We start from the raw sequence: 11792 nt of genomic DNA on the forward strand, positions 1-11792 counted from the left end.
CCAACTATCAAACCGTAGAAACAACAGATTCAACAGCGCTCTTTAAAGCAGAAGCATTAGCACCAGTCATTGGCTCTTTTTCAGGTCTTGGCGGCTTGTTGGCAGGCAATGGTCCAGTGCAATGGGCACTTGCCACTATCATGGTTTTAGCAGCTGCCGCTGGTATTTTTCTTGTCGCCAAACGTTTTCAGGAGCATCGCCTATGATGTTATGGATGAAAAAAAATCTGCTGTTAATAGGTGCGGCACTAGCCGCTTTTTTTATGGCTTTAGCCAAAGCTTTTACCCTTGGCAAAAGAAGTGAACAGCAAAAACAAACAGAAAAAACGCTAAAGGCAGCAACAACACGGCTTGAGGTGGAAAATGAAGTTAATCAAAAAAATGACACTGATGTGCGCACTGCTCTTTCTCGTTGGTTGCGCGACAAATAACTATGTCTCTTGTGTTGGTTGGTTGCCTATTTATTTAAGCAAAAGAGATGTTGAAGTCATCAGTTCAAACTTAGCAAGAGAGATCTTAAAACATAACAGCCTAGGTGAACGTTTGTGTGGATGGAAACATGGTTAGAAAAAAAACAAAAGACGATACAGAACTGACAGAAACGGAAAAAGCTATGCTTCAAGAAATGATTATTGCCTACCAAAGTGTGAAGATGATGTCGCGTCTGATGAAGTGGGTAGTATTTTTTCTTTTTTTGCTTATCCTTGATTTTGCCCGCCTCATGGACGCCATAGATAATGTCTTTGCACATATGAAACAGTGGTTTTCAAAACATTAACAATTTGATCCCCTTAGGTCGCTCCTGTTATAAATACAGCCCACTGTTCCAAGAGAGCATGTCGTTGTTCTAAAAAATCTGTCCGCATATAAGCTTTTGTCACCGAACTCCCAACGGAATGCGCAAGAACAGTTTCGGCAATCTCAAACGGTGTTGATGTTGTCTCTGCTATCCAGTCACGAAGACTAGATCTGAAACCATGGGGTCTATAATCAAAACCTTTGTCTTTCATGAATTTAGAAAGTGTTACATCAGATATAGGCTTTCCAGAACTCCCAGCAAATAAAAAACCTTTTTTCTCAAAAGGGAGAGATCTTTCAATCACTTTCAAAGCTTCACGACTTAATGGCACGCGAAAATCTGAAACTTTTCCTACAATACCCTTCATATTTTCTTTTGGTATTGTCCATATATTTTTATCTATTTGTTCAAGACGCAAATATCGCAATGGATATGACCGTACTCCAGTCAAAATCAGAAGCTTCAGTGCTAAATTTGAAAGAATCTTATCATCTAAATTCTGATAAAAAGCCGGAACTTCTTGCCATGGCATAGCAGGAATATTTGTTGATGTAGCACGGGGCTTTCCCAGAAGAGCACGTGCTTTCATACAGGCTTGTAAATCAACATCTAAACCAAGAGCAGCCGCATATTTCAAGCAAATGTTAATACGATTTAGTGCTTTTCTTGCCGTATCTGCTTTTTCATGCCAAAGAGGCGCCAAAACATTGCGAATGATATTTGCTGTTAATTGTTCTATAGGCAAATTCCCTATGTGTGGGATAACATGCAACTCCAGCGGAGAAAACCAACGTCCATTTTTGCCTTCATTTTTTAACTCAGCTTTTTTACTTTCAAAAGCTGCCTGCGCAATTTCTTTAAACATATTGCTTTGCTGTTTTAAGACAGTTTGTTCTCGAAAGGCAATAGGATCATTGCCTTCTTTAAGAATATCGCTATAATGCCTTGCAAGTCCTCGTGCTTCTTTTAAAGAAAGTCTTGTGACAGAACCAAGCCCCATTTCACGGCGCTTATTGTGATGTGTATAGCGAAAAAACCAAGAACGTGTATTGTCTTTTCGAACATTCAGCCACAGCCCTGCCCCATCACAATATTTCCCTTGAGGAGATGCCTTTACGAATGCAGCTGATAATCTATGAATCGCCCTCTCTTAATTTACCTTCTCGTCCACCTTTTGGACCACCTTAAATTTTTGATTTGAGATTTTTTCTTTAATTCTTAATTTTTTTATTGGAACATAAAAAACTATACATATCAATACGCTCTTACACATATTTATACGACTTGATTCTTGTTGCTAAGCCCATGCCTGCCGCGTCTGGGCACCACTCTCTTTTTTATCAAGCATAACTTATTGTTTTTACTAGTATTTTAAAAGATGATGGATATTAGAATAAAAGTGAGGGAATAGGATTTTCTAATATAGCTCTCAATTATTGCGAATCAGAATTTCTTTTCGAGGTATTTTTTCGCTATTTGTCTAATTTTTAGTGAAACATTTTTTAAGTGTGAGAGACTATTGTTGGATGCGTCTATGATATAGGAAAATTTGAGAATAAACATAAAAAGAAAGAATGCCATCCACCTCATAAAACGGGATATTATCTTTACGCATTTATATGTCTCTATCATCTCGTGAAGAAGCTGTTATTCTGTTTGGGTGAGATCTTTGTCTTTGTTATCCTCTTTTTTGACCATTTTTTCAACCATGTAACTGTGCTTCCTGTTGATTATGCTTCAAAATATCTCTTGCTAGATTGCAACTGATAATCAGGACATCCCGCTTATCCAAATAAATGGGTAACCAACAAACACAAGAAACTGACCTCGTTGCCCCGCACCCACTAAGACAGAGCTGCGCGCATTCCACTATCACTTTTTTGATTAATTTCATTTTCAACCTCAAGACATCTTGTTGCTGCATTTGAAGCCTTCTCTACCTGCCTGTATCGCTCTCTTTGCTTGCCTAGGTGAAAGGATCTTGCTAGACTCATTAAAAAACGGCTAAAGCCGTTAACAGAAGGGAGAGATTTCTTTGTAACCAATCAATCACAAACGCTGTTCCTTAAATCACTTGGATATAATCACGAGCCCCGTTAGAGCCCCTAAAACCATAATTCTTGCTAATGCCCATTGAAGGGAACCATTGCAAACCAAGAGCCCCCTAAATTCTGAAAAAGCCCCTATAATCGAGGTAAGCGCCTCTACTTCAAATGCCTCAATCTTTAGAAAAGAACATACTATCACTTCTTAAAGCTGCTTGATTGCATGAATTAAGAGCTTTAATCACATGCTTACAGCATTTGGTAAAACCATACGAAAACTCCGTATTGATCATGCAGAACGCTTTTTAGATATGACTGATAAATGAGATATATCTGTAGCGTTTTTGTCTTCTGTCGAAATTGGTAAAGAATTTGTATCCACTGGTATGGAAGAAAAGATCATAGAGTTGTACGCTTTAAATCAAGATATAGCTTCTCCCTTAAGAAAAGAAGCTGATATTTATCGCAAGAATTTTGTAACGAATTCTTCCATTCCACTTAACCATGAAATGACTAACACAATTTATTAGAACTTTTCAGCATCTTTCACAACAAAAGCTAACGGAATTCAAAAACTCATAGAGAAGATAGAAAAGAAACGCTGTTTGCCAAATAAAATACCTTGTCTTCTTATCTTATAGGTTCGCTGTAGAACACAATATTATACGTTAATAAATAATAATCTCTTTTTGAAAAATAATGAAATTATGCTCAGGCTTTGTATGTATAAAGTGCAAATTTAAGGTAACTAAAAACATACTTCATAAAGTGATGCTCATTGGTTATTTAAGGGATGATCCTGAGAGCAAAATAATGAATTCTTGTGCCGAAGTGGCCAATTTTCGTATGGCAAGATCTGAGAGCTATACAAATAAGAACACACACTAAAAAGTAGAAAAACAGAATGGCATTCTATGGTGGTTTTGAAACCACATGTGGCAAAAATTGCTCTTCAATATTTACATAAAGGCTCAAAAATTTATGTAGAAGGCAAATTACAACCCCGTAAATGGCAAGATAAAAATAGTCATGACCTTTATACAACAGAAATTGTCTTGTCATAATATATAAGGTGAATTGTATTTGCTTGATGCAAAAAAGAACAATCCGTATCCCCCTCACCCGTGACTTCTCAAAATTATGCTATCGCCTCAGGTGCTCAAGATTATAGTGCATCTCTTAATGACAGCATGCCATTCTGATTGAAAAATATGACAAAAAGAAAAAAACGAGCAAAATGTGGACACCCACGAATTAAGGGATGTACTAGAGAACCCAATGTGCGTATCTCACGAACAAAAATGCCTCGTGATCCTGTCGATAAATTAGTAATTGAAATACGTACCAAACGCTTTAGCTTAACCATAGAAGAAACAAAAAATTCACTTTCTAGGATTTATATCGGACGACTTTATCTGCAAGGCAACCTTAATCAAGATCAATATGATGCAGCACAAAAATATCTTGAAGTGAGAAACAATTATCTCTGTGCAAAAGCCTTGCCTCATGCAATTTATGATGAAATGCCTGTAAACTCTAATGAGGTAGTAAGAGAGAAGTAAGTAAAAACAGCAACAAAACAATTTTCTAATATGCAAGAAGCAATAAAAGAAACACAACACCTTTACAAACAGCATAATTTTTATTTTGTATGATAATATCGTGTTATAGAAAATTAAAAATCATCATATTTTGTACCCTCATTGGAGATAGCTCTGAATAATCTCCAAAAATATTTTGATTGTTAAAAATATTGCCTTTAAAATCATGTAAATATGTACACATTATGAGATGAGGCAATGAAACAAAATAGCCGAAAGATAATTGCAAAATTAAAACACGATAACTTTGAACTTGTGAAAGTAAAAGATTCGTACCATAAATTTTAAAAAAGATAGCAAGGTTGTTATTGTTCCACATCCTAAGAAAAATCTTCCAATCAGTACAGCGCGTTCTATTGCATTACAAGCAGACTGGTTAAAAAAGAGAAGAAAAATGAAAAGATTTTTTGCTCTTGTTCATAAAGATAAAAATTCTGCTTTTTGTGTTCAATTTTCTGATTTTGAAGATCTATTCTCTGCTGATAATGAAGAAGAAAAGCTTATCATAAATGCAACCGAAGCTTTGCAACTTTATTGTAAAAATATGAATAGAGCGCCTGTTTTCTTTAAAATTTGAAGAAGTGATACAACAGAAAGTTATCAGAAGAAGCTTTTTAATACAGATTCCTTTTATTGAAAATGATGCAGAAATTGTACGTACAAATATATCCATTGAACGAGAGCTTTTACGTGCAATTAATAATTGTGCGCAAGAGAAGTTTAACAAGATCTGCTTTTTTGGCAACAACAGCCCGTCACGAATTCAATATTTAGCTATATATGAATGAAAATCAAAAAGCTGCAGGTAAACAAAGTGCTACAGTTAAGAAGGATATAATTATCATTGATATCATATACACGACATCTAATAATTCTGCACCTGTCATTTTTTCCCTCCTATAATAACTGCTTAATTAATTTATAAATAAGTTTCAAGCGGCATCTTAGATACTCATCATGGTAATCTCTTTTCCAAGAGTAATAAGAGTGGATTCTAAAAAGAATCTAATTTTGTTGCGTGGTTTAAATCCAACAATCAATTTGTATTGGATTGCGTTTTAAAAGGCGTGTAAGATCAACTTTGCGTAAATTCTTTTCAACCATGGCGTTATGTGTTGCAATTTTTAAAGTAATCAATGAAGATACTTCATTTATATTTTTTTTCGGTACATGATACAAAATAAAAAAAGAGAATAGGATTTTCTAACATAACTTTCAATTATTGCGAATGAGAACTTCTTTTCGAGGCGTTTTTTGCTGTACCAGATATCTAGAGAGTCTCTATTTCTAGAAAAGTGAAATCTTTAAAGATTTCTTCCACTTCATTTCGACCATCTTGAGTTATTTAAAATGCACATTAATAACATTAGTAAAAAGATATTACCTTATCTCCTAATAAAATGGATAAATGTCTTCCTGCTCATTTTTACAAACACGCACACAATGAATCACGTATCAAGCAATATGTAAAAGAAAATCCTGAAGCTACACGTGCTAGCGTTAATAAAAAAGTGAAAGATTTTCGAAAGAGTGAGTAAAGACTTAACTCTCGCAGATGGTGAAGAATTTTCTGTTTTTAGACACAAAAAGGATTAGCGGATATAAATTTCTTACTAATTTATGATGTATTTTGAAATCGTTTTTGGACAATGTGATTGGGGAATATTATGAAGGCCATTTTTATCTCGCTTGCTTACAGGTTAATAACAAGCTGAATTTCACTTAACAAATACACTCTTAGAATATCATTCAAAACCAATACAAAGTTCGTCACTCATACCAATAAAATATTGATCTTTAAAAAATTCAAAATTTAGCAGAAATATATCTGTTTATGTTTCTACCACTTTCAGCAGTTTAAATTGCGAATTCCATTTAGATTTTTGTAAATGTTTTTTATTGAAGCTACCGTAATATGGATTATGCTTCAAAAGCATGAAGATTTTTTTATTACGTCACATGTCTTCAACAACTTCTAAAATAATATCCATAATATCTTTTAAAATTTTTTCTTAAGCGCTTACCATAAAAGAAATAGAAATTGGGCATACAATCTAATATGTCTCTCCATGTTCTTATAACCAAAAACATTGCCCCTCATGATTATTGTTCATACTTTATCTCAAGACTTTGAATATCTTCTAGAAAAAGATACATTAACTACGATAGCTCTTTCGTAAATCTTATTTTATAAGATACCAAACATAGTGTATGTGAGAGACAGATCGTTTCCCAATCTTTTCCGTTAAAACTTTCATAAGAGCTTAAGGAAATCGAATATTAATAGAAAATTCTTTAAGTTAAGAATTTGAAATAAATAGACTTAAAGCCAGTTAAATTGTAACCCGTAAGATAAGCAGTATCAACAAAGTTTCCTGCTTCTGCACCCATCTTAACAACAAGTATTTGTTTCAATTGAAAGCTATTCATAAAATCAATCTCTTTTCGCTATATATAACAAGCACGAATAAGGACGTATGAACATTTTACTTCTATTTCTTTTGAAGATAAAAACTGAAAATCGCATATTATAGTTATAGCTTCTTCCAGTAGCTGTGAAATGCTCTTCTTTAACGTTTTAGTCGCATTTTATGACAAAATTTCGAAAATGAATGAATAGTCAATTTTTTAGAAACTCCATGTTTGGCACATATTAGCCAGCCATTTAAGTTTATGGATTTTGATGGCTGTTATAAGAACGTATAGATGAATAAATAATATACATTCTGTTTTTATTTTTAGTATATTATCTTATAAAAAGCTTTCTGTAAAAAACTTCTTAATGAATTTATCTTTTTTGAGGCAATTAGAGAATAAAATAAAGAATTATAAATTTAAATATAGATTTTTCTATTAAAATCTGTATAATACGTTGTGTGCTTTGGATATAGATTCTTAAAGTACATTTATAAATACAAATGTTTAATTATAATATCTTTTTGTATTTTTATGGTAAGCTACTCAATATCAGCAGTGGAGGTTAGAATTCTTCAGGATATGATATAACTTGGTGAAGAGGATGATGTAAGAGCGATGACTTCCATATTGGTGTGACCTATCAATACCATTAATTGAATGTATTGCAAGAATATTCCTTAGAATAGTGGTGTGAAAGGTGTTTTTTAGTTATTTGTTTTTATATTGTTTGACGTATTACGGCAAAGGGCTTTGTTTTCAAACGAGAAATATTCAGGATGAGGAATGCTCAGAGTATTTGGAGTAAACTACATCAGTGGTTAGCTGTAAAAAAATATTCAAAGAGTTCTGTTTCATTACGGATTAGATTTAGTTGGGATTGTTGTCTTTTTAAGTCACACTGTTTGTTACAGAGTGGATGGTGGTTGGTGTGTTTTTCTAATGAAAGTGATATTAAATTTTAATATCTTTATCGTGAAAATATTTTTAGCTCTACTAGACCACTTCACTGTCCATTCTTTTAAATAGGTAGGTATGAGTTTCAATTTTTTATTCATGCTCTGCTTTGTGTAGTTTTTTATGGAATAGGGATAATGCGAAAAATATCAAAAGAAGGGCTTGCACTGATTAAAAAGTGGGAAGGTTTGCGTTTAAGCGCCTATGAAGATGTAATTGGTGTATGGGCAATTGGTTATGGACATACAAGTGCTGTTGGTACACCACATGTTCATAAAGACATGCGGATTACGGAAGAAGAAGCGGAAAAGATTCTTTGTCAGGATTTACAACAGTTTGAATATATCGTTGAACAAACCGTTACTGTTCCTTTGAATGATGAACAGTTTGCTGCACTTGTGTCATTTTCTTATAACATTGGAACAGAAGCTTTTCGTAACTCTACACTTCTAAAAAAGCTTAATAAAGGAAATTATGAAGCTGTACCAACTGAATTACAAAAATGGACGAGAGTAGGAGGAAAGCGTCTTCGAGGTCTTGTCAATCGTCGAGCAGCTGAGGCGGGACTGTGGGTCCAAGGCTCATACGTGTCTCCTAATTATCAAATAATAGAATCAAAAGGTGTAACAGGTATTTGCAAAGTAGAAGCTATTGCACCAATTATAAGTTCTTTTTCAGGGCTTGGAGGGCTTTTTGCGGGTAATGGTCCTGTTCAATGGGCCTTAGCAGCTATTATGGTTTTAGCAGCTTGTACGACCATGGCATATATCGCTAAACGTTTTTGGGAATACCGCCTATGATTTTGTGGATAAAAAAATACCTAACGATAACGGTAGCAATTTTAACGGCTTTTTTTATTTCTTTGGCTAGAGCTTTTTTTCTTGGAAAAAAAACTGAACAGCAAAAACACACAAAAGAAGCTTGCAAGATGGCAACAAAACGGCTTGAGGTAGAAAATGAAGTTAATCAGAAAAGTGATGCTGATGTGCGTAATAAGCTTTCTGACTGGTTGCGCAACGAATAAACAAACTTCTTGTATGGGATGGCTACCTATCTATTTGAATCGTCAGGATATCAATGTCATTAGCCCCCATTTGGCGAAAGATATTTTAAAGCATAATAAACACGGTGAACATCTATGTGGATGGAAACGTGGACGGAAAACAGGATACATAGCATCAAAGCAATAGCTTTTTCATGAGATGATTAATACTTATCGAAGTATGAAAGTAATGTATCGTTGTATAAAGTGAATTGTGCTTATCATATTCTTAGTGATTGTTTGATCTTACTCACCTTATAATGCTATCTATGTGATTTAAAACAGTGATCCTCAAAAAATGAAAAAACTGTTATGATAAATAAAAAGAGAATATAGAATCTCTCTTTATAAGTTATGGTTTTAGTTGTAAGAGTATCAACAAAGTCGTAAAAATAGCTTATAAGTTTAAGGAAATATATTTTCCTTTTCAGTCTTTTAAAATACATCAAGAAATATTTTTTTCTAAAACTGTTGTTTCCTTATAATTCTTTTTGCTTTTAAACGGATCTATAAACCTAAAGTATTCAAAAATACTGAGAAAAGTGAAAAAAGTATAGATCACTCTTTCTTGCTTAAAAAATGTTAGAGAAATTATTAAGTCAACCTATTTTTTGAGAAATAGCTTCATTCTTAACATGCAATAATGCATTATGTACAATATAGTCACTGTTTTTCTAATTTCTAAAGCATCCATAAGATGTGGAAAATAGATTTAATGAGATGAGTGATACGGATACGCGCGCTGTACTCTCTTACCGATTGCACAATCCAATAAAAGTTCTTCGTGTGTTCATGAATTACCAATTTACTTAAGCCGACAAAAGCTCAATGTCATAAATTTATACTTAGCAAAAGGGATCTTAAAACATAATAAACAAGATGAATAATTTTGTGAATGGAAAGATCTCCTCAAAAAACTGAACTTAACAGAAGGAGAAATATTTAAAAAATAATCATTCTCTATCAAAGTGTGACCATAACATCTTGCTTTATGAAATGGATAGTATTTTTCCTCTGTTTATTGATACGTGATTTTTTCCGCTTTATGGATGCAATAGATAATGTCTTTGTATATTTTAAAAGTCGTGCTCAAAGGATATATTTCTTACAAATTTAAAAGTTCTCATAACGTATACTTGACATAATCGAGCTTTGAAATCCTTATCCATTAAGGAGAAAAAATAAGTTTTCGTAGGACAATACAATTTCTTATCTTGTATAGAGTAGGAGATAATGAAAACATTAAGTAGTCATATAATAAAAAACATTGTTGAACTAGAAGGCTTGAGGAAAAACTCTGCATCTTATATTCTTAAAGTACTATAAGTTATTCTCATTACTACTCTTGTTCTCTGGTGTTTTGCGAAAAATGTGTTTTTTCTATAATTATTGAAAAGCGCTTAAAGAGATTGTATGTGGTATGATGTGCAATTCTAGTGGAAAAAACTAATGATTATTTTTAAATGACGCTTTTTTACTTTCAAAAGTCGCCTATGCAATTTCTGGAAAGATATTGCTCTATTATTTTAAGGCACTTTATCCTCGATCATAAAATCATTACCTTTCTTTAAAATATTGCGATCATATTCACTAACTCACGCGCTTTTTTAAAGAAGGCTTTGTAACAAAACCAAATCCCATTTCATAATGCTTATTGCAATGTGTATAAAAGCACAAACAACAGCGCATATTGTCTTTTTGAATATTCAATCACTCCCCTCCCCCATCACAATATTTACCCTAAAGAGATGCCTCTACAAAAGATACTGATAACTTATAATCGCCCCCACATCATTCATCTTCCCATTCACCTTTTTACACATTTCCTATCTATATTTTGGGATTCATCTTTACATTTTAATGTGAAATTTTTCTTTAATATTTCATTTTTTATTCAATCATCAAAAAAATATTAATATACTCTTATGTGGTTTTCTATAACTTGAATCTTCTTACTAAGCCATGCTCTTTTTACGACATATAATTTATTATTTTAGTTCATTTTTCTAAGGTAAAAATGCATACATACAAACTGAGAAAATAAAGATTTCAAATTCACTTTGAATTTCTTTAAGAATAGATATTCATTTCACAAAATTACCAGAGTTCTTATATTCTTTCCCTAGAAGAGACGATATTTTAAATAAAATGAAATTCTTAGAGCTTCAAACCTCAACAATGCATTCTTCATAAAAAAATTAAAAATAATCATATGAAAAAGCTTTTGCTTAGAGAGCAATTTTTATTCAAAAGCAAAGAGATTTATAATCTTTTTTTCCATCTTGAAATGTCATAAAACAGTGCCGCCTTTCACCATTGGACAGACGCATAAGATCAATTCAACAAGCTTATAAACTATGGTGAAAAGAACCAATCACTCCTGTTGTTTTACTCAATCATCCTAATGACTTTTAACATATAGGAAAGATTGATGATCTCATTGTTCAAATGACTTATGCTGATAAATCAGCACTCCATACATTTAACCTATAAATTAGTAACATCAACAATTTATGAAAGCACAATCTTTACTCTCTTCTCTTTATAGAAAGCTGACTTCTTTTCTCAAAAAATTGAAATATTTTTAAAAGCATAATTTATGTTTACTATAAAATTAAGCTAAAATAATAAATACTTACCCTCTCTATACTCTACCAATTGAATATAGATAATATAGACTTGTAAAAATATGATCCTAACTTAGTATATATACGTCCGATTTCATGAAATAATGGTGGTACACTTTTCCAAAACAGATCATTATTACCAGGATGAGCCGGTATAATAACTTTATTTAATAAAGGATAAAACTGGTTAGCATGAAATACACTTGTCTTCAAAACAGTAGGAGCAATAATAAAAGATTCTTTGCCTTGAGATGCTTTCACGACAGATGAAAATCCTAAAATAATAATACATACAGCAACATAATAT

The 11792-nt window shown here is 32.7% G+C and carries 10 protein-coding genes and 6 pseudogenes; 12 read left to right on the forward strand and 4 right to left on the reverse strand.

The genetic code is table 11. The features are described 5' to 3' along the window. The 4 genes and pseudogenes from FS875_RS08240 to FS875_RS08255 all read left to right on the forward strand — a co-directional run. A pseudogene (locus tag FS875_RS08240) lies at positions 1-206 on the forward strand (lysozyme); the annotation flags it as partial. Next, on the forward strand, positions 203-430 hold the full coding sequence (locus FS875_RS08245) for a hypothetical protein (protein WP_144755543.1): 228 nt from the start codon (positions 203-205) through the stop codon (positions 428-430). The pseudogene FS875_RS08240 and the gene FS875_RS08245, both read left to right, overlap by 4 nt. Continuing rightward, a complete protein-coding gene (locus tag FS875_RS10630; protein ID WP_144755546.1) occupies positions 363-566 on the forward strand; it encodes a hypothetical protein in 204 nt (67 codons plus the stop codon). The genes FS875_RS08245 and FS875_RS10630 overlap by 68 nt, the downstream gene beginning before the upstream one ends. Then, positions 559-777, forward strand: coding sequence for a hypothetical protein (locus FS875_RS08255; protein ID WP_208000009.1), 219 nt, complete (start codon positions 559-561; stop codon positions 775-777). The genes FS875_RS10630 and FS875_RS08255 overlap by 8 nt, the downstream gene beginning before the upstream one ends. A gap of 13 nt (positions 778-790) precedes the next feature. On the opposite strand, the gene FS875_RS08260 is transcribed toward FS875_RS08255, so the two are convergent. The 3 genes and pseudogenes from FS875_RS08260 to FS875_RS10270 form a co-directional block, all read right to left on the reverse strand. Then, a complete protein-coding gene (locus tag FS875_RS08260; RefSeq protein WP_144755554.1) occupies positions 791-1939 on the reverse strand; it encodes a tyrosine-type recombinase/integrase in 1149 nt (382 codons plus the stop codon). Between the two features lie 703 nt (positions 1940-2642). Continuing rightward, positions 2643-2851: pseudogene (locus FS875_RS10645) on the reverse strand (hypothetical protein). Positions 2852-2868: 17 nt separating this feature from the next. Further along, positions 2869-3045, reverse strand: coding sequence for a hypothetical protein (locus FS875_RS10270; RefSeq protein ID WP_166428915.1), 177 nt, complete (start codon positions 3043-3045; stop codon positions 2869-2871). A gap of 43 nt (positions 3046-3088) precedes the next feature. On the opposite strand from FS875_RS10270, the pseudogene FS875_RS10650 reads away from it, so the two are divergent. The 8 genes and pseudogenes from FS875_RS10650 to FS875_RS08325 all read left to right on the forward strand — a co-directional run bounded on the left by FS875_RS10650 (position 3089) and on the right by FS875_RS08325 (position 8840). Next, a pseudogene (locus FS875_RS10650) lies at positions 3089-3484 on the forward strand (XRE family transcriptional regulator). Between the two features lie 115 nt (positions 3485-3599). Beyond that, a pseudogene (ssb, locus tag FS875_RS08285) lies at positions 3600-4045 on the forward strand (single-stranded DNA-binding protein). A 9-nt stretch (positions 4046-4054) separates the two neighbouring features. Further along, positions 4055-4489, forward strand: a pseudogene (locus tag FS875_RS08290) (hypothetical protein); the annotation flags it as partial. A 153-nt stretch (positions 4490-4642) separates the two neighbouring features. Then, positions 4643-4829, forward strand: a pseudogene (locus tag FS875_RS10655) (type II toxin-antitoxin system HicA family toxin); the annotation flags it as partial. A 9-nt stretch (positions 4830-4838) separates the two neighbouring features. Next, positions 4839-5021, forward strand: a complete 183-nt coding sequence (locus FS875_RS10660; protein ID WP_246067891.1) for a type II toxin-antitoxin system HicB family antitoxin — start codon at positions 4839-4841, stop codon at positions 5019-5021. Positions 5022-5844: 823 nt separating this feature from the next. Continuing rightward, on the forward strand, positions 5845-5982 hold the full coding sequence (locus FS875_RS11040) for a YopJ family acetyltransferase (protein ID WP_483977069.1): 138 nt from the start codon (positions 5845-5847) through the stop codon (positions 5980-5982). A gap of 1971 nt (positions 5983-7953) precedes the next feature. Beyond that, a complete protein-coding gene (locus FS875_RS08320; protein WP_144755563.1) occupies positions 7954-8616 on the forward strand; it encodes a lysozyme in 663 nt (220 codons plus the stop codon). After that, positions 8613-8840 carry a hypothetical protein gene (locus FS875_RS08325; protein WP_144755566.1) on the forward strand — a complete coding sequence of 76 codons (228 nt, stop codon included), beginning with the start codon at positions 8613-8615 and terminating at the stop codon, positions 8838-8840. The genes FS875_RS08320 and FS875_RS08325 overlap by 4 nt, the downstream gene beginning before the upstream one ends. A gap of 2669 nt (positions 8841-11509) precedes the next feature. Here the strand turns inward: FS875_RS08325 and FS875_RS10385 are convergent. Then, the coding region (locus FS875_RS10385; RefSeq protein WP_144755572.1) for a hypothetical protein at positions 11510-11792 on the reverse strand (283 nt) is incomplete at its 5' end.

Source organism: Bartonella saheliensis (assembly GCF_902162175.1).